The organism is uncultured Sunxiuqinia sp., assembly GCF_963974515.1.
Lineage (GTDB): Bacteria > Bacteroidota > Bacteroidia > Bacteroidales > Prolixibacteraceae > Sunxiuqinia.
On record NZ_CAXBDD010000002.1, the window covers coordinates 1 to 20,123 of the forward strand.

The following is a 20,123-nucleotide window of genomic DNA, read 5'->3' on the forward strand; positions in this document are numbered from 1 at the left end:
TCCGAATGGTTCAGACTGTACTCATGAAGGATTGGTGCCTTATCCGTACTTGATTCGATTGTCGTAAATATATCCAAACTTAGAGAAGGAAATCAAGAAGTGAATGAATCATCTGCAAATAGACGTTGTCTTATAGTTGATATTATGTTATTTTTATATGTATAAAAAAGGGAGAGTAAAAATCTCTCCCTTTTTTTGTATCGCAATTATTGTTTTAACTCTTCCAGTTTGGCATTGACCTCATCAAATTTGTCCATCTCTTTCAAGCGATAGTACAAAGTTTTCAACGTTTCCAACGCACTCAATTGGGTTTGCTTTGTATTTTCGTTAGGTTCTTCTGCTGCCGCCGCATACATAGCGGCTTTCTCCATTGGCTCAACGGCCTTTTTAAAATCGATATCAGCCTTATTCTTTTCTTCCTCATATTTGTCAGGCTGGTTTGTAGGAACAGCATTGGCGACTTCAATTTGTTGCACACCATTATTGTAATAAATTGCTCCCAGATTGTAATAGGCGTCAGCAAAATCTTCTTTTATTTCGATGGCATCCTTGTAAGCTTCAACCGCCTTCTCGGTCTCGCCGGTTTTATCAAACAGTGAGCCTCGTGCAAAATGGAAAGAAGCATTCTTTGGGTCGTTTTCAATGGCTAGCTGCAAGTATTTCATGGCTTCATCCACTTTATTCGAATTCAGGTAGATATTGATCAAAGCCACCATAATTGAGCTATTGTCTGGGTATTTTTCAAAACCCCTTTGCAGGGCGTCTACTGCACTGACGGTGTCTTGCTGTAAAATGTAGCTTGACGAAATTAATTCGAATGTACGGGCTCCGTTGTAATCATGTTTCGCCGCTTCTTCGTAGTACTTAATAGCTTCATCATATTTTTCTGCGTTATAAGCAGCCAAGCCGGCATTAAAGATAATAACGGTATCAACAACACCAGCATTGGTATCATCTTGCATCAATGGCATATCCTGAACTTCAAGAATTTGCTTAAATGACTGCAAGGCAAGATCATAATTATTATCGTTGAAAGCTTGCACAGCCTGGTCGGTAAAATCCGAAATTAACAGCGTTAATTTGATCTTAATAGCGTTTGCATTACGTCCTTTGTCATCCAGTTCCAGTGCTTTCTGGTACGACTTCAAAGCTTCAGCAAGTGGGTTTTCCGATAACTTTTTATAGTTTGCGTCTTTACTTTGGTAAACGGCTTGATATATTTCACCACGTACTTCCCATGTCCGCGGCCAATCCAGCGTCTTATCCGATTTATCATTACTCGGATCAATGGTTGATTCGATTGTCTCAACAGCTTGATCCAGTTTACCCGCGTCCTTATAACTTTGCGCACTGGATACTTTTCCTTTCTGAGCAAATACAGTGGTTACTGAAATTATAAGTACAAATAGAAAAATAGTTTTCTTCATCATCATTCTTATTTTTTAGATTTTTTTACAAATTTAATTCTTTTGCTATCCATTTCAAACTCCTGATAGCAAAACGCTTTATGATTCATTTTCAGAATTTTCTTCGTTATCAGGCGAAATCTCTTCTCCATTTTCGTTTTCTTCGATCTCATTACTGTTTTCGAAGGTAACCCTGGCAACTGATGCAATTCGATCTTCTTCTTTCAAGTTAATTAAGCGAACTCCCTGAGCTGCTCGTCCCATCACGCGCAATGCAGAAATCGGAAGACGGATTGTCAAGCCATTCTGGGTAATGATCATCAAATCATTCTCATTAATAACACTCTTAATCGCGATCAGACTACCTGTTTTTTCGGTGATATTAATTGTTTTAACACCTTTTCCTCCCCTGTTGGTTATCCTGTAGCCTTCAATGCTTGACCGTTTTCCGTAACCTTTTTCAGAAACAACAAGAACGTCTTCTGACTCATTCTCAACACAGATCATGCCAACTACCTCATCGCTCTCATTTCCAAGGGTTATACCACGTACTCCAGAGGCTGTTCTACCGATTGGGCGAACAATGTTTTCGTGGAAGCGGATAGCTTTGCCGGATTTCACTGCGATCATGATTTCCTGGTTGCCGTTTGTCAGCCGAGCTTCCAATAATTGGTCTCCCTCACGAATTGTAATGGCGTTAACTCCATTTTGACGTGGGCGCGAATAGGCTTCCAATGATGTCTTTTTAATAACACCCTTTTTTGTACAGAGAATGATAAAGTTGTTATTGATGTACTCAGGGTCATCCAATTTCTTCACTTTGTTGTATGCCAATACCTGATCATCGGGTTCAATATTTAACAGATTCTGAATCGCACGTCCTTTGGATGTTCTGGTACCTTCCGGAATTTGATAGACTTTCAGCCAAAAACACTTTCCTTTTTCGGTGAAGAGCAGCAGTGTATTGTGCATGGTAGCAATAAACATGTGCTCCAAAAAGTCTTCATCTCGGGTTGACCCGCCTTTTGAGCCGGTGCCTCCCCTGCCCTGCGTTTTAAAATCGGTTAATGGTGTTCGTTTGATATACCCCATGTGTGAAATGGTAATCACCATTTCTTCATCTGCGTAGAAATCTTCCGGGTTAAATTCTTCGGCATCGGGAACAATTTCCGTTCTTCTTTCATCGCCGTATTTTGCTTTAATTTCTTGTAGCTCATCTTTAATAATCTCCATACGAAGTTCTTCGTTTGCCAGGATTTCCCTGCACCGTTCGATAAACTTCATGACCTCTTCATATTCCGAGCGTAATTTGTCTTGCTCCAGCCCGGTCAATTGACGCAGGCGCATTTCAACAATGGCGCGTGACTGAATTTCCGACAGTTCAAATTTTTCGATCAAACGCTCTCTGGCTTCATCAGGTGTTTTCGAACCACGAATTATTGCGATAACTTCATCAATATTGTCACTGGCAATAATTAAACCTTCAAGAATGTGCGCACGTTTTTCAGCCTGATCCAACTCGTACTGTGTACGTCTAACCACGACATCGTGACGATGTTCCACAAAATAACGAATGAGATCCTTCAGGTTCAGCATCTTTGGGCGACCTTTAACCAATGCAATATTGTTTACGCTGAAACTGTTTTGTAATTGGGTATACTTATAGAGCTTGTTTAGAACAACATTCGAAATTTCATCTTTCTTAATGTCGATGACGATACGCATCCCATCACGGTCAGACTCGTCATTAACATTTGAGATTCCTTCAATTTTTTTCTCATTGACTAACTCGGCAATCTTCATGATCAGTTCTGCCTTGTTAACCAAATACGGAATTTCAGTGACAATAATCTTTTCCCGGCCGGTTGGAGTAAGCTCTATATGGGCTTTACCTCGCAAAACAACTCGGCCACGGCCTGTTTCATAGGATTCTTCCACTCCTCTGTAGCCGTAAATGATACCACCCGTGGGAAAATCAGGGGCTTTGATAATAGGAATAAGATCCGCTATTTCTATGTTACGGTCATCAATGTATGCCACGATGGCATCAATGGTGTCTGATAAGTTGTGTGGTGGCATATTTGTTGCCATTCCGACAGCAATTCCCGAGGTACCGTTCACCAATAAGTTAGGAATCCGGGTCGGCAAAACCGTTGGTTCATCTAATGACTCGTCAAAGTTTGGTTGAAAATCAACTGTGTTTTTATCTAAATCTTGCAGAATCTCTTCTGCTATTTTTGCCAAACGGGCTTCAGTGTAACGCATAGCAGCCGGGCTATCACCATCAATGGAACCGTAGTTTCCCTGTCCGTCAATTAACGGGTATCTCAATGACCAATGCTGCGCCATACGCACCATGGTAAAATAAACCGAGGAATCACCATGGGGATGGTACTTACCTAAAACTTCCCCGACGATTCTTGCCGATTTCTTATACGAACGGTTGGAAAATATCCCTAACTCATTCATTCCAAACAAGACACGTCTATGAACTGGTTTTAAGCCATCACGCACGTCAGGCAGAGCCCTTGACACAATGACTGACATCGAATAATCGATGTAAGCAGACTTCATCTGCTCTTCAATATTTATTTTTATAATTTTTTCGCCTTCAGCCATTTAATCCTCCTTTTAAAGAAATTTTATGTTGAAAAATTTTGACTTACAAAAATATAAAAATACTAACAAAATCAGCCATTTTGAGTAGCTTTTAATTGTCGAAATGAAACAAGATTTTAACATTCGGATGTTTAAAAAACCCACGGATTAAAGCAGAGAGTCAGTAAATATTGACTATTTTTATAGTTGACTTTTTATTTTCCGAGGCGGTTAGACCCCCAACATTTCGGAATAGTATTTGTTAGAAAGGAATAAATTAGAAATTTATTAAGACAGTTTATTATGGATTCTCAATTCTCACCAAGAATAAAAGATGTTTTAACCTACAGTCGCGAAGAGGCGATCAGGTTAGGAAATGAGCAGATTGGACTTGAGCATATTTTTCTGGGAATTTTGAGAGAAGGTGAAGGAATTGCAATTGACATACTCACCAATTTGGGAGTGAATTTATCAGAAATCAAAGAAGCCATTGAACAAGCGCTTCGTACAGATAATACCATTGATCCGCAAGCTTCCGTTCAACTCTTAAAATCAGCTGAAAAAGCGCTTAAGTTAGTCTATCTCGAAGCCAGGGCCTTTAACAGCCCAACGATTAGTACCGGTCACTTGTTGCTGGCACTTTTAAAGGACAAAGAAAGTCAGATTGCAACTTTGCTCAGTGAATTCCACGTGAATTACTACATCCTGAAATCCAGGCTGGAGGATTACAAGCAGCCGGAAGCTAAATCTGATTTCGGCGACGAGGATGATATTGATGACCCATTCGCAAAGCAACAGCCACCATCGGGCTCTTCGTCAAAGAAAGTTGGCAGCGCTAAATCTGATACTCCAGTATTGGATAACTTTGGCATCGACATCACCAAAGCAGCCGAAGAAAACAACCTCGATCCCATTGTTGGACGGGAACGGGAAATTGAGCGTTTGGCACAAATCCTGTCACGTCGGAAAAAGAACAACCCAATCCTGATTGGAGAACCTGGGGTTGGAAAGTCGGCTATAGCTGAAGGTTTGGCCATTCGTATTATTCAGAAGAAAGTTTCGAGGGTTCTTTTTGACAAACGTGTGATTAGTCTTGACATCGCGTCGATTGTAGCCGGGACAAAGTACAGAGGGCAGTTTGAAGAACGGATGAAAGCCATTCTGAACGAACTGGCGAAGGTAAACAATGTAATTTTGTTCATCGATGAAATTCACACCATCGTAGGAGCAGGAGGAGCTACCGGCTCGCTTGATGCAGCCAACATGTTGAAGCCGGCACTTGCGCGTGGTGACATCCAATGTATTGGTGCCACAACACTCGATGAATACCGGCAGCAAATTGAAAAAGACGGAGCATTGGAACGTCGTTTCCAAAAAGTGATGGTTGAACCAACGTCGGTTGATGAAACCATTGAAATTCTTCATAACATCAAAGAACGTTACGAAGACCACCACAATGTTACCTATTCCGATGATGCCATTAAAGCCTGTGTGAAATTGACGGCCCGGTACATTACTGACCGTTTTCTGCCAGATAAAGCAATTGATGCGCTGGATGAATCCGGCTCACGTGTCCATATTTCGAACATCAATGTGCCTGACCGGATTGTAAAACTCGAGGAGAAAATTGAAAGTACACGGGAAGAAAAAATAAAAGCTGTAAAAAGCCAGAATTTTGAAGTTGCCGCCAACCACCGCGATAAAGAAAAAAACCTGCTACAGCTTTTGGATCAGGAGAAAGAAGCCTGGGAAAAAGAGCTGATAAGTCATCGGGAGGTTGTTGAAGAAGAAAAAGTTGCTGAAGTTGTGGCCATGATGTCCGGAATTCCTGTTCAGCGCATTGCTCAGGCCGAAGGCATTCGTTTGATGAACATGGGAGCAAAACTGAAAGGGAGTGTCGTCGGTCAGGATGATGCCATTGCTAAAATTGTTAAAGCAATTCAACGAAACAGGGCTGGTCTGAAAGATCCGAACAAGCCGATTGGCTCATTTGTCTTTTTAGGACCTACTGGTGTTGGTAAGACTCAGCTGGCTAAAGTATTGACCAAATATTTGTTTGATAGCATTGATTCGCTGATTCGCATTGACATGAGTGAATACATGGAGAAATTTTCAGTTTCGCGACTGGTCGGTGCACCCCCGGGATATATCGGCTACGAAGAAGGTGGGCAGCTGACAGAAAAAGTACGACGCAAACCTTATTCGGTTGTGTTGCTTGATGAGATTGAAAAAGCCCATCCTGACGTTTTTCACCTGCTTCTACAAGTGCTTGACGAAGGACGCCTGACTGACAGCCTTGGACGTAATATTGATTTCAAGAATACCATCATTATTATGACTTCGAATATCGGTTCACGTCAATTGTCCGATTTTGGCCGTGGCGTTGGATTTTCAACACAGAAAACACCAGAAGAGGAAAACGAGCAAGCCAAGTATATTGTCCAAAAGGCGCTGAAGCGTGCTTTTGCACCGGAGTTTTTAAACCGGATTGATGATGTGATCATGTTTAACTCGCTGTCAAAGGAAGACATTTTCAAAATAATCGATATCGAATTGAAAGATCTTTACGACAGGGTTGAATCTTTGAATTACAAATTAAAAATATCGCGGTCAGCGAAAGATTTCATTGCTGAGAAGGGATATGATGCTCAATATGGAGCTAGACCGTTGAAAAGAGCAATTCAGAAATATCTGGAAGATGAAATGGCTGAAGTGATTATCAAAGCCTCGATTGTAGAGGGTGACACCATTTCAATAGGCTATGATAAAAAGAATGAAAAAATAAAAGTTCGTATACTTGCCACAAAAGATAAAACAACAAAGTAGCATAAAAAAGGCCGGATGTCCGGCCTTTTTTTATGACTCTTTTATCTGATCTGGTCGTCTTTCCGTCAGGTTGATTCTTTCTTTTGGTAGGAATTGAGGATATTCATCCTGAACAAACCGGATCAATTCTTCGCGTACATAGACCCTTAAATCCCAAGCTTTGGGTGAATCTGACGCACTCACCAAGGCCCTTAACTCCAAGGTTCTGTCGTTTAAATCAGTCACTTGAAGTACATTTACTTTGCCATCCCACAGATCCGTATTCTTCAAAATTTCAGTCAATTTCTTTCGCATTTCTCCAACCGGAAATCCATAATCAACGTGAATAAAAACAGTACCCATAATCTCAGCTGATGTGCGTGTCCAATTTTGAAAAGGTTTTTCAATAAAATACGTAATTGGCACAATGAGACGACGTTTATCCCAAATACGAACGACAACATAGGTCAGCGTAATTTCTTCAATCCAGCCCCACTCCCCTTCCACAATTACTGCATCTTCGAGACGGATAGGTTGTGTTATGGCAATTTGAAATCCTGCTAAAATCAAGGCAATACTCCGTTGCGCGGCGAAACCAATAATGATACCGGCAATCCCCGCACTTGCCAATAGGCTCACCCCTACTTTGCGAATTTGAGGTATGGTCATGAGTATGATGCCGATTGAAATAATAATCACAATGGCGATAAGCATGCGTTCGAGAACCGAAAGCTGGGTATGAATTTTCCGGGCTTTCAGGTTATCTTTCGTCGAGATATCATATTTGGCTAAAACATAGATCTTAATGCCCCCAATTGCGTTTATAATCAACCAAGCCATGACAACAGTATAAACGATCCCAAAGCCAACACTTGTGTCCAAATTCAATTCATCGAGCAATCCGGTAGCTGGTATTAACATCGATCCGGAAATTAGAACAATCAAAAAAATGAATGGCAGGCTCACTAACTGTATAACTTTTAGGACAACCCCAATATCAGTATTGCGATGGATTATCTTTTTAATACGACCAATAATTGCATAGGCTATAAAGACCCCAACAATAATTCCTGCGACAACAATCGCTATTTTTAGAAATAAACTCATGAATAAAGTATTACAGTCGAACAACTACTTCCCAATCGCTTAAACAAAAAACGGAGAGCAAACAACTTTTAGAAAAGCTTCCCGCATCTGCTTTGCTGCAAATTAACAATAAAACGAATCAAGTGTTCATCAGTGCTAGCTGTACTTTCCAAAAAACTGAAGCGCCATCAGGCTGATATCATCAGCTTGTGCCGTTTCCCCTTTAAAATCCATCAATTCGTTCATCAGCGCTTCAACCATAGTTTTAGGCTCTGGCTCTTTGGTTTGTGCCATAAATTTTGAGAGCCTTTCCGTTCCGTACATTTCACCGTATGGGTTTTTACAGTCCGTAACTCCATCAGTGTACAGAAACAGAACGTCGCCTTTTGAAAGTGCTATCGAATGCGACTTATAGGTCTTGTTTGAATAGAGTCCGATAGGCAATCCGTGCGTGTGTTCAAGTTGTATTAACTCTCTGTGTCTGCGTAACAAAAACGGATAGTTATGTGCTGCATTGCAGTAATCCAGAATTCCTGTTTCCACATTCAAGATCCCCAAAAATAAGGTTAAGAAATGTTGGTTTGAATTTTCTTTACTCAAAGCCTTATTAACGACATCTACAATATTTCTGGCCGATAATTCCGTTGATTTACTTTTGATTATTGTGTTGGCGACAGCCATAAACAGGGCGGCCGGAATCCCTTTCCCGGAAACATCTCCCATGGTAAAAAGCAAGTGTCTTTCATCGATAAAGAAGAAATCATACAAGTCACCGCCAATACTCTCAGCGGGATGAAGGACGGCATACAGGTCAATTTCTCTGCGCGTTTCCAAAAAGCTGTAATCCTGCGGGATGATCGTACGTTGAATTTCCTTCGCCGATTTTAAGTCTTTCTCATACTTTCTTTTGTCTTTCCTAACTTGATTCTGTTCAGCCATATAGGTGCTATACTGAACCTGCAATTCTTTCAAACTGTCGCTTAATAATTCGATTTCGTTTTTCTTTCCCCGTCTTCCCCGTTCGCCAAAGCTAAACCGCTGGATCGAACGAACTATCTTTCTAAGCGGGGTAAACATCTTATTAAACAATAGAATAACAACAAGCAAAATCAATACAAATCCAAGCACCGACACCAATACAATCTTTCGAAATATGATATCCAGGTCGTCAAAGAGCTCTTCGGTTGGAATCACAATCACGACTCTCCAGTTGGTGAAAGGTATGGGTGCAAAATAGAACCAACTTTTTTCAAAATTCAGGAGTTCCGGGTAGGCAAAACCAGAGCCAGTCTCACCATCTTCGAGAATCTGCCGATAGCGGTTACGATCACCGTTGAATACTTGAGAGGAAGTTTCAAACAGATTTCGTTTCATTACCCATTCCGACCGCGGATGAGTTAGATAATAACCTTGAGCTGAAGCGACAAACGCAAAACCGTTAACCCCTATCTGAATGTCATCAATCACTCGATTCAAAAACTTAAGGTTGATGTCTCCGGCGACTATCCCAACTGACTCTCCAAACTCATCTAACACTGGCAGGAAATAGGAAATCATTAAGGTGGTCGAATCCATCGGACAGTGAAACGGATCAGACCAAACGCCTACTTTTTCTTGTGTGGCAAGTTCCGCCAATTCCGGGTATTTAAAAACAGAACAAAATTCAAAATTCGTTTTATCAACTAATTGCCCATCCTTGTTCCAATAAGTTGAGTACGTTAGCGTATCGGAAGATTCGAATAGTCGTGCATGGATGCCAGTAAGCACCGGGTTGGTTTCAACAACCTGATGAAGAAACATTTGAAGGTCACCATGGGAATGGTAGTACAGCGTTTGGTTCGCAACATTCCGGGTAACTTCCTGACTGTTAATTACATTTCGCGTGATTTCATTGATAATCAGGCTTGATTGATGGATCGCGCCTTCTTCAATCTTTTCCATGATGATCTCCTTGCTGTGCTTGTAATTAATAAACACAATCATGGATATGATAATAACTACAGCAGTTACTACATAAAGTCCAAGCTGAAAAGCAATACTTCGTTTATACATGAATTTGGGTCAATGCAATGAACATACAAGTTATGAAAAATCAAGGGGAAAGTAAAGATCTTATTTCAGTTTATTCATCCATTGCCGCGTTCCTTTAAATAAACAGGTTTTAGATGCAAATACAGCTGATTTATCAAGTGCCTCAGCGAAAGTATTTTTAGTTAACAGGTAATAGCAGAAAGCACCGTGAAAGAAATCACCTGCACCGAGTGTATCGACCACCTGGACTTTTGGAACATCAATTAAATCAATCTGATCCGAAGTTTGTGCAATAATTTGCTCTCCCCCTCGAGTGATCACTTTATAGGTGATCGAAAACCGATCGAGAAAAGCAAAAACAGTCTCGGGAGTTTGACAATCCGGCGGAGAAAAATCGTTTGAACAAACCGCGTAATCGACAAAAGGCAATAGTTGCGGTAGATGAGGTTTCCAGCTTCCGCCATCAAAAACGACAGGTACTTGCCGGCTCCGGGCCTCTTGGGCAAGTTTAATCGCCACTTCGGGGTAAAAGCCATCCAGCATCAAAAGTTCAGGACAATACCTATCGAATAGTTTTTTTTCATCCAGCGAAACATCTAATTTTTTGGGATTATGTGTGAAGATTGTGCGATTTCCGTTAGTCGTTGTAATTACTGTAGCCAAAACCGGCTGAGCTAGTTGATCTTTTAAGAGATCGGTACAGCATACGCCGGCAGAAAGAAAGTCATCCTTAAAAATGGAATGAAAAGGACTTTGACCAATGGCAGTGATTAAATGTGCTTCACCATTCAGTGCAGCAAATGCCACGGCTGCATTTGTTGCCGGACCGCCAACAAAAAACTCTGGCAGAGTGGTTTTTACTTTCACATTTTCTTTCGGAAATTCCTCAAGATAATATTGAATGTCGAGTGTGGCCAGACCAAAGAATAGGGCTTGTTTCATAGGGCTTGAAAAAAGAAAAGCCGCCACATGGATTCGTGACGGCTCAATATTGAGTGCTTATAAAATCAAGTATTCATTGCGCCACAAACATTAATCACTTGTCCGCTCACATAGCTCGATAAATCGGATGCCAGGAAAAGAGCCGTTTTGGCAACTTCTTCAGGTGTGCCTCCGCGTTTCATCGGAATATTGGCTTCCCAGGCTTTGCGTGCGTCTTCTGGAATTTTGGCGGTCATTTCAGTGATGATGAATCCCGGAGCAATCGCATTGCTGCGGACGCCCCGTGAACCGAGCTCTTTGGCAATCGACTTGGTGAATCCAATGATCCCTGCCTTTGAGGCTGAATAGTTAGATTGTCCTGCATTTCCGCTAACGCCAACCACCGAACTCAGGTTCACAATAGAGCCTGAACGTTGCTTCAGCATGGTTTTCTGAGCTGCTTTGGTAAAGTTAAAAACCGACTTCAGGTTGACATTGATCACAGCATCCCACTGTTCTTCCGTCATACGCATCAGCAATGTATCTTTTGTAATCCCGGCATTATTCACCAGAGCATCAATTTGTCCAAATTCGTTGACAATTTCTGCAACTACCCTTTCGGTATCGGCAAAGTCAGCGGCATTCGAAGCATAGCCTTTCGCCTTTACACCCAAAGCAGCGATTTCCGCTTCGGTGGCTTTCATGTTTTCATCTTCAAAAAGATCGGTGAAAGCGATATTGCATCCCTCTTCGGCAAATTTAATGGCAATTGCTTTTCCAATGCCCCTTGATGCACCGGTAACGATAGCCGTTTTTCCTTCAAGAAGTTTCATAATAAATGATTTAATTTTTTGAATTTTGAATCTCGGGTAAAAGTAATAAAATATGCGAAACGGTTGGTCTAATCAATAGCAACTCCTTGCTTCTATTGATTAGACTTTTTGTTTTCATTCATCTTTACCGCTCTTATCAAACCCCTTCGAAAATAGGGTGCTTTTATTTTTTTGTCGAAATAGAAGAGCATATAGCCGTCCGAGTGGGACGAACGAAAACCATAGGTTGATAGTAGCTTGGTAAACTCTTTTTCATCATTCTGCTTGTGATAGGTACAAACTGCCACTTTTAATGGGCTATGCGCTGAAAGAATGCGCTTGGCCCCTTCCAGTAAACGTGATTCTGCACCTTCCACATCAATCTTCAAAAATACACTCGAATCGTCGAGTGACAGATAGTCATCAAGTGTCGTATTGGTATCGTTGGTAACGTCGCTGACAAATTTCTGCACAATCTTCACCTTATCTTTCCAAGGCTCGAAAGTCGCTTCTAGTGGCGCAATCCAGTCCTTATTCGCTTCAAAAAGAATAAGCTCTGACGCTTTCTCGACAACACTCAGTGCCAAATTTCCTTCTGCCGCGCCAACATCTACAAGCACTTCTCCTTCTTCAAAACGGAATTCTTGCGTCAAATAGCGGTGTGGGCTCCGAATATCCTGCTCTTTTTTTAACAAATTATACAAATCCCGAATCTTTCGCTTGCCCCATCTTTTTTTGAAATAAAGCCTTTTGCCATCCTGTAAAACATAGCGCATCCCTTTCTCCCGGTCATCAAAAACTTCAATATCCTCGGCATGATACTCATTCTGGAAATCATAAGGAAATATGGCTAAGGGATTTTTTTTTAGAAAATTCAGTGCCTGTTGAATTTCTACTGATGGAGGTTCATTCCTGCCATCGTAATAGTCAAGAATAGCGACCGGAAGTTGTTTGGCCAGAATTCTTTTCCGGATAAACTTTGGAACCACAATTCTGTATAGCTTAGAAGTAAGTTGATTCATGGAATAAAAAACAGTTTATTAAAACTTGAAGACCAAAACTCTGACTCAAAATAAAATTAGGCCGTGAAGGTATGAATTTATAGGAAATTTTTTGCATGAGCTAATAACAAAGCAATATTTGCGGGGAAGTGATTACTAAAACCTATTAAAACCATTATTTTTGTGCAAAATAAAATTCATGAATGGCTGATCTTCCAAAGACAAGAATCTACGTTTTTTACTACAAATGCGGCCCCACGCTTGAAATAAGCCCCATCTACCAGCCAATTATGGCAGGGAAAGCACGGTTATCAGCAGGCAGCGATATTCCTGGTGATGATACCGGGGACAATATTTCCGAAAAGAATAATTATTACAGCGAGCTGACCGGCATTTATTGGGTATGGAAAAACACAACGCAGGACATCGTTGGCAGCGTACACTACCGGCGATTTCTTACTCAAAAGAATGAGCCGCTACCCCATCGTATCAAGCGATTTCTTTATTATTTAGCGGGTTTGCAAAAGAAACGTTTTGGACTGACCTATACCAAAAACATCGCGTTTTTTAAACCCAGAATTTTAACTGAAAACGAGATCCTTGATATATTGCAGACCTACGATCTCATTTTGCCACAGCGGCGAAAGCTAAAATATACTGTGCGCACGCATTACTCCCGGTACCACAATCCGGCAGACCTGGAACTGATCGAATCAATTATCAATGAGCGATGTCCGGAATATTTAAACGCGCTTCAACGGGTGCTGGGGGGGAAACGCCTGTTTGCCAATAACATGTTTATTATGAAGCGACAAGACTTTGACCGGTGCATGACGTGGCTTTTTGATGTACTCTTTGAATTTGAACGACGAATTGAACTGAGCGATTATCAGGGCTATCAGGAACGAATAATGGGTTTTATGGCTGAGCGACTTTTCAATGTTTGGTTTACCCGCGAAAATCTTCGGATTAGGGAACTGCCAGTAATTTATTTCAAACATTTTAAGTTTTCCGAATAATTTTGCTTGACGGAATACGCTCCAGCCAATAACTTGTGGCTACCCTCACATTTTGTACTTTTGTCTCAATTCAAATTACGACATCATGATTGATCAATCCACCATATGCGCTATTGCTACTTCTCCCGGAGTTGGAGCGATTGCCACCATCCGTTTATCGGGCGATGAAGCCATAGAAATAGCCGATAAGGTATTTCATTCACCGATTGAAAACAAAATGCTGGCCAACCAGAAAGCCAACACACTGCACGTAGGAACAATCAGCGAAGGGCCCGAAATCATTGATGAAGTGGTCGTCTCTCTGTTTCGTGCGCCCCAGTCGTTTACCGGCGAAGATGTGGTTGAAATTACCTGCCACGGCTCGTCGTACATCCAGCAACGTTTGCTGGAATTATTGCTGAAAAGTGGCGCTCGAATGGCGCGTCCCGGCGAATTTACCCAGCGGGCTTTTCTGAATGGCAAGATGGATTTGTCGCAGGCCGAAGCGGTTGCCGACTTAATAGCATCGAGCAATGCGGCCAATCACAAAATGGCCCTAAAACAAATGCGGGGTGGCTTTTCCAACGAAATCAAAAAACTGCGCGATCAACTCCTGCACTTTATTGCCATGGTTGAGTTGGAGCTGGATTTCGGTGAAGAGGACGTGGAGTTTGCCGACCGCAAACAGTTGATTGAGCTGACTGAGAAAATCGAACGCCTGCTTAACAAGCTTGCCGGCTCATTTAAGCTGGGCAATGTATTGAAAAACGGTGTTCCTGTGGCCATTGTTGGCGAAACAAATGTGGGCAAGTCTACCCTACTCAACGCCATCTTAAACGAGGAAAAAGCCATCGTGTCCGACATTCATGGGACAACGCGCGATGTGATTGAAGATGTGGTGAATATTGACGGTACGGCTTTTCGATTTTTCGACACGGCTGGCATCCGCGAAACCATTGACCAGATTGAAACCCTCGGAATTGAGCGCAGTTACAGCAAACTGGAGCAAGCCGAAATTGTCTTGTTGGTCACAGATTTATCAAACCCCATCGACTTGATCAGGCAGCGTGTAGAACTGATTCGTGAACGCGTTCAGGATCAAAAATTGATTATCGTTGGAAATAAAGCCGATCTGGGTGGCAAGGCAAAAGTCAAGGAAATGCTGGATGCTTTCATCCTGTCTGAGAATGAAGACCTGGTCTTTATTTCAGCAAAGCAACAACAAAACCTCGAAGCGTTGATTGAGTTGCTAAAGGAAAACGCCAATCTGCAACAGGCTGAAGGCACTGATGTGATTGTTTCGAACATCCGCCACTACGAAGCGCTGACCAATGCCCACCGAGCTGTTATCCGGGTGATTGATGGACTAGAAGATGGTATCAGCGGCGATTTTCTGGCACAGGACATCCGCGAATGCCTTCATTACTTGGGTGAAATAACCGGCGAAATCAGCAACGACGAAGTACTGGGGCATATCTTCAAGAATTTCTGTATCGGAAAGTAACCGCCGCAAAACTTCAATTCCCATCAATCAAGTACTTTTTAAGGATCTCCGTCTGCGGATTTTTCAGGATTTCATCCGGATGTCCTTGTTCAATGATGTCGCCATAATACATAAATACCACATGGTCGGCCAAACGAACGGCCTGCCGTAATACGTGGGTTACCAAAATGATGGTGTAATGCTCCCTTAAGTCTTTGAAGAGGTTTTCAATGGTCTTGGTAGAAATGGGATCTAAAGCTGAAGTTGGCTCGTCGGCCAGGATAATTGTGGGTTTCACGGCCAACCCGCGAGCCAAACAAAGACGCTGTTGCTGACCAATGGAGAGGCTGGTTGCCGGACTGTTCAGGCGGTCTTTCACTTCGTCCCACAGGCCCACCCGCTTCAGGTTCGACTCCACGCTGTGTGCAATGAGCTTTTTGTTGCGGACTCCCTTCAGCTTTAAACCATAGGACACATTTTTGTAAATTGAAACAGGCAGGGGAAACGGTCGCTGGGACAGCAAGCCCATCTTTTGCCGCATAATAGGGAGATCGTGTGAGGCTTTCAGGATATCTTTCCCGTCGATGAATACTTCGCCGCTGACGATCAGTTCCTTGTGCAAATCCGTTAAGCGGTTCAAACTTTTCAACAAGGTGGTTTTACCACAGCCCGAAGGTCCCAGCAAAACCACAATCTCATTTCGGGGGATATCCAGGTTAATATTTTTCAGAATTTCACCTTCTCGGGTTTTTACACTTAGTCCCTTGATCTGAATAATTGGTTTTTCGATGCCCGTCTTGCTCATCTTCAATTTTGATTTGGTGTGTACACTTGTCTGCTTGAATACCTTTTCTGTAAACATCATCGTTCTATTTAATTATACTTTTTGAATACCGTTTGGATAACAGTCGTGCAGAGACACTGATAACTAGAATAAAGAAGGTTAAAACAACTGCGGCGGCATAGGCGCGTTGTCGAACTTCTTCAATGGGAGAACTAAGCTGAAAGAAAATGGCCAGCGGCAGTGTGGCTACCGGTTCATCAAGGGTAATGGGAATATTATCGGTGTAGCCCGCCGTAAAAAGAACGGAGGCTGCGTCGCCAATTCCACGGCCGAAAGCCAACAACAAAGCCGTGATAAAGCCTGCAAATCCTTGTTTAAATAAAACTTTCATCGCTGTTTCAGTGCGGGTTGCTCCCAGTGAAAAAGAAGCCTCCTGCAACTCCACCGGAACGGTTTTCAGCACTTCATCAAAAGCCCGCACCAGGATCGGGGTAATTAGCAAGGCAACGGTAATGATTCCGGCCAACAACGAGGCATTCAAGCCAAAAAACAACATGACTGCGAAGCCAAACGCTCCGTAAACGATGGAGGGGATGCCCCACAGCGCATCCAACAGGTAGCGGATGGTATTTTGCGCCCGTTTCATCTTAATGAGCTGCACGTTGATAAACAAAGCTGCCGGCAGACCAATAAACACGGCCAGCAACGTAGCGCCAACCGAAAGGTAGAATGAGCCGACAATCGCATTGAGTATCCCACCTTCACCACCGAAATAATAGCCACCTTCGGGCAGTTTGGTAATGGTGTCCCACGACAAGGCTCCAACCCCTTTGTTGAACACCACGAAAAGCAGGAACAACAAGATGCCAATAACCGAATAGGCAGCCACTAATGAGATTAGCTTAAAGATTTGCTCTTCTATGATTTTCCATTTTCTCATAATTTCTCGGTTTTATGAATGAAATATCGGAAAAACAGGTTAATGACCAGGATGATTACAAATAGCAACAGCGCGGAAAACATCAGCGCCGAATCGTAGTCTGGTATCGACATCATTTCTCCATAGTTGTTGGCAATCAGGGCTGGCAGTGGATAACCCGGGCTGAAGGGTGATACCGAAATGTCGAGTGTGTTGCCAACCACCATCAGTACGGCTATGGTTTCGCCAAAGGCTTTGGCAATGCCCAGCCCAAAAGCTGAGATGATTCCGGGAAAGCCTTTTTTAAATATGACATGTTTCACCATCTCCCAATGAGTTGCCCCCAATGACAGCGAGGCTTCCTTCATGCCCACCGGAATGGTATGGAAGACCTCGATCAGCATGTTCAGCATGTAGGGGATACACATGACCGCCAAAACAACGCTACCAGCAAGCAGGCTGTAGCCAGAACTGGCGGTTACAAAAAAGGGTGCCACGTAGTCTGAAACCGCTGGCACAACGACCAGCACGCCCCATACCCCGTACACCACAGACGGGATTCCTGCCAGAATATCGATTACCGGCAACATCAGATTTAGCAATCGTATTTTGCCAAACTGAGTCAGATAAACAGCGGCAAAAAGGCATAAAGGAGCCGACAGGATAAACGACAAGACAGTGACGTAGGCCGAACTGTAAATAAAGGGCATAAACCCAAACTCACCCTTCATCGGGAACCATTTTGTGGAAAAGATCAATTCAGTAAAGGAATGATGAACCAATAGTGGAGCGGCCTTCCAATAAAGTCCAATAACAATCAGAACCGGAATGGACAATAATAAATACAATCCTCCCCGCATCCATATCGTAACAATAAGGTCAGTCAGCCTTCTACCTCTGTTCATTTTATAAGTTCGTTTTTATATTTCTTCGCCCAATTCAAAGTACATGTTCGTTCGAACGGGCTCAATTTAATTTGGATACCTGTTCTTCCAGTCTTGACTTTGTCAGCGGCACATAGCCAGCTTCGGAAACGAAAGCTTGTCCTTTGGTGACCACCCACCTCAAAAAGTCGATCGTAGCTTGTTTCTCCGGTTTACCCTTAGATACCAGGTATAGCTCGCGGGCTGGTGGCGACGGATATTTCCCTTCGGCAATGGCAGCCAGTATTTTATCAAATTTGTCGTAGAACGCCTCATCGGTATCAATGGCTCCGTTTTCATTCACATCGATGGGAATGACTTCAATCCCCTGGTTTCTATTGCCAGTTTGAATGTCATACAAATAAATTGTATTGTTGAAACCCACCCCTTTTTCGTTCTTCACCACGGCATCGGCCAATCCGGGGTCACCAAACACGCCCACGCCTTTCAGGTCTTCCTGTTGACCGCCAAGGTAGGCTGCCCAGGTACCGGCAGCACCACAGGCATCGGAACGGGTAAAAACGTTGATAGCCAAATCAGTTTCAATCCCGGCAAGTTGGTTCCAGTTTATAATTTCACCCGTAACAAAGATGCTGCGGAACTCGTCGCGGGTGAGCCCACGCTGTTGAATGGCACTTAACACCGGACTTTTCGCATTGATGGTTGGGAGTACTGCGTCTTTGGTAACGCCCACCCACCAGGCACCTTTGTCAATCTCTTCCTGGACAATCTCACGCGAGAACATGCCCAGGTCAACTGTACCCGACAAAGCGTCAGCCATCCCCTTTCCTGCCCCACCAGCAGATATATTGAACCGGACTCCGGGGTTTTCCTTCTGGTATTCTTCACTCCACTTAATTACCAGTGGATAGAGTGCGAACGCCCCGGAAAGACTAATGGTTTGTTCTTTCCTTTGGCCTGAAGAACAAGCGGAAAGACTGATGGCGATGGCCAAAAACAAAGCTAAGTTTCTATTCTTCATATCTCTTATTTTTATAATTGCTTTTTAATTTTTGAAAAGTGACGGGCTGACGGTTAGTTGCACGTACAAGAACTGTGAGAACTTATCATCTTCGACTCCCTGAATCGTTTTTAGCGAGCCGGTGGGCAGATAGAATAAATAGCCACTTTCCAGTGCTCCCCAGCCGGCAAAATGGTATTTCAGCACCAGGTCGTTTTCATACCCCAGGTTTCTGTCATCCGGAGTGGCCGGGTTGGTCTGTGCCAATTGAAAGTAATGACCGGCATTTCGCAGGCTGGTGTTCTTCGTGAATTTGTAATCGAGGAAGAAATAATAATCAACCAAGCCACCTTCCTTGGTGTGCGAATCAAAACTTCGGAAATAGTCCATTCCCCCAAAAAAGCGATGGCGTGCACCATAGAGGACATCAAACAGATGGCCGGTTTGATGACTGCTACCAGTTTTGCTGTTTCCCGAAAGGTAACTGAGTCCAATGCCCGACGATAATTTTCCCAGTTTGTATTTAGATTCGACATCAACCAAAACGGCACTTACGTTGTTCCCTGATCGGTTTTTCCCGAACTGGTAATAGATATTTCCTGAGAAGCTTAAATCACCCTTTTTATAAGTTGAATATACTCCGGTCGTTTGACGAAAGTAAAGCGTGTTGTCGGTTTCAGATTTAGTTACACCCGAAGCCACATGAGAAAGGGACAAATCCCAATTTTCGGACAGGCTGCTTTTGGCCCAGATATAACTTAGTGACTTGATACGCGTGGGGTCGTAATAGTTGTCAGACGTATTTTCGCCCGTGGAGTTCCAGCAAGTTCCCAGGTGGAAGGCACGATTTTCAGCCTGCCATTTATAAACGATGGCATCGTAGGCTATTCCGTTCTGGTTCCAATTACGGGCTCCTAAAATTCGTTGGTTGTCATAAACCAGTTGCTGGCGGCCCACCGAAAGCCAACCTGTGGCACCTGTCTTAATCTCAACAAAAGCTTCGAAAAGGTCAAGCGACGCGTTGTCGCCCAATACGCTGGTGGAGCTGGCCAGTTGTTCGTCGCCCCACACCCTGACATCTTGTGGCGTAAACTTCACTTTCAGCCCTTCCGTTTCGTAACTGAACGACAGGCGTGTCCGTTGCGAAATAAAAACGGCGGGCGTAGCTCCATAGGCTGCCAGCTTACGGTAGCCATCGCGCAGTTCAAAACGATTTCGAAACTGTGCATCAATTTGAAATTGAGCAAAAAGAGGTGTTGAAAACGTCATGCCAATGAGCAGGAAACAAGCTGTTCGTATCGCATGCTTTTGTTTTTTACCGAGTAGCTTGGTGTTTTCTTTCAGGGTACGTTTTCGTATCATGGTAATTTGTTGATTGTTCCATGACAAAACTAC

The 20,123-nt window shown here is 43.0% G+C and carries 15 protein-coding genes; 3 read left to right on the forward strand and 12 right to left on the reverse strand.

Going from position 1 to position 20,123, the window contains the following annotated elements:
- Positions 1-206 precede the first annotated feature (206 nt).
- Together AAC033_RS00725 and gyrA are read right to left on the reverse strand one after the other, a co-directional pair.
- Positions 207-1,433: a tetratricopeptide repeat protein gene (locus AAC033_RS00725; RefSeq protein WP_339734309.1), complete on the reverse strand. Its 1,227-nt coding sequence runs from the start codon at positions 1,431-1,433 to the stop codon at positions 207-209.
- 72 nt (positions 1,434-1,505) lie between these two features.
- Entirely contained in the window at positions 1,506-4,025 is a 2,520-nt protein-coding gene (gene gyrA / locus AAC033_RS00730; RefSeq protein WP_339734311.1) for a DNA gyrase subunit A, read from the reverse strand.
- A gap of 282 nt (positions 4,026-4,307) precedes the next feature.
- Here gyrA and AAC033_RS00735 point away from each other — a divergent pair, with 282 nt between their 5' ends.
- On the forward strand, positions 4,308-6,830 hold the full coding sequence (locus AAC033_RS00735; RefSeq protein WP_339734313.1) for an ATP-dependent Clp protease ATP-binding subunit: 2,523 nt from the start codon (positions 4,308-4,310) through the stop codon (positions 6,828-6,830).
- Between the two features lie 30 nt (positions 6,831-6,860).
- Here AAC033_RS00735 and AAC033_RS00740 read toward each other — a convergent pair whose 3' ends face one another.
- The 5 genes from AAC033_RS00740 to AAC033_RS00760 form a co-directional block, all read right to left on the reverse strand.
- Positions 6,861-7,916, reverse strand: coding sequence for a mechanosensitive ion channel domain-containing protein (locus AAC033_RS00740; RefSeq protein WP_339734316.1), 1,056 nt, complete (start codon positions 7,914-7,916; stop codon positions 6,861-6,863).
- Between the two features lie 135 nt (positions 7,917-8,051).
- Positions 8,052-9,947, reverse strand: a complete 1,896-nt coding sequence (locus AAC033_RS00745) for a SpoIIE family protein phosphatase (protein WP_339734318.1) — start codon at positions 9,945-9,947, stop codon at positions 8,052-8,054.
- 60 nt (positions 9,948-10,007) lie between these two features.
- Positions 10,008-10,895, reverse strand: coding sequence for a PfkB family carbohydrate kinase (locus tag AAC033_RS00750; RefSeq protein ID WP_339734320.1), 888 nt, complete (start codon positions 10,893-10,895; stop codon positions 10,008-10,010).
- 38 nt (positions 10,896-10,933) lie between these two features.
- Positions 10,934-11,680, reverse strand: coding sequence for a 3-oxoacyl-[acyl-carrier-protein] reductase (gene fabG, locus AAC033_RS00755; protein ID WP_339734322.1), 747 nt, complete (start codon positions 11,678-11,680; stop codon positions 10,934-10,936).
- Positions 11,681-11,772: 92 nt separating this feature from the next.
- The gene (locus tag AAC033_RS00760) at positions 11,773-12,681 is read right to left on the reverse strand and encodes an FkbM family methyltransferase (RefSeq protein WP_339734324.1); all 909 of its coding nucleotides are present in this window, start codon (positions 12,679-12,681) and stop codon (positions 11,773-11,775) included.
- Positions 12,682-12,863: 182 nt separating this feature from the next.
- Here AAC033_RS00760 and AAC033_RS00765 point away from each other — a divergent pair, with 182 nt between their 5' ends.
- Positions 12,864-13,679, forward strand: coding sequence for a DUF4422 domain-containing protein (locus AAC033_RS00765; RefSeq protein ID WP_339734326.1), 816 nt, complete (start codon positions 12,864-12,866; stop codon positions 13,677-13,679).
- Between the two features lie 85 nt (positions 13,680-13,764).
- Complete coding sequence (mnmE, locus tag AAC033_RS00770) at positions 13,765-15,162, forward strand: tRNA uridine-5-carboxymethylaminomethyl(34) synthesis GTPase MnmE (protein WP_339734328.1); 1,398 nt, start codon at positions 13,765-13,767, stop codon at positions 15,160-15,162.
- A 13-nt stretch (positions 15,163-15,175) separates the two neighbouring features.
- Here mnmE and AAC033_RS00775 read toward each other — a convergent pair whose 3' ends face one another.
- The 5 genes from AAC033_RS00775 to AAC033_RS00795 form a co-directional block, all read right to left on the reverse strand.
- Positions 15,176-16,006, reverse strand: coding sequence for a phosphate ABC transporter ATP-binding protein (locus AAC033_RS00775; RefSeq protein WP_339734330.1), 831 nt, complete (start codon positions 16,004-16,006; stop codon positions 15,176-15,178).
- A 4-nt stretch (positions 16,007-16,010) separates the two neighbouring features.
- A complete protein-coding gene (locus AAC033_RS00780) occupies positions 16,011-16,865 on the reverse strand; it encodes an ABC transporter permease subunit (protein ID WP_339734332.1) in 855 nt (284 codons plus the stop codon).
- Positions 16,862-17,749: a phosphate ABC transporter permease subunit PstC gene (gene pstC, locus AAC033_RS00785; protein ID WP_339734334.1), complete on the reverse strand. Its 888-nt coding sequence runs from the start codon at positions 17,747-17,749 to the stop codon at positions 16,862-16,864. Before pstC ends, AAC033_RS00780 begins: the two co-directional genes overlap by 4 nt.
- A gap of 61 nt (positions 17,750-17,810) precedes the next feature.
- Positions 17,811-18,749 carry a substrate-binding domain-containing protein gene (locus AAC033_RS00790; RefSeq protein WP_339734336.1) on the reverse strand — a complete coding sequence of 313 codons (939 nt, stop codon included), beginning with the start codon at positions 18,747-18,749 and terminating at the stop codon, positions 17,811-17,813.
- A 24-nt stretch (positions 18,750-18,773) separates the two neighbouring features.
- Positions 18,774-20,090, reverse strand: coding sequence for an alginate export family protein (locus AAC033_RS00795; RefSeq protein WP_339734338.1), 1,317 nt, complete (start codon positions 20,088-20,090; stop codon positions 18,774-18,776).
- Positions 20,091-20,123: the final 33 nt, after the last annotated feature.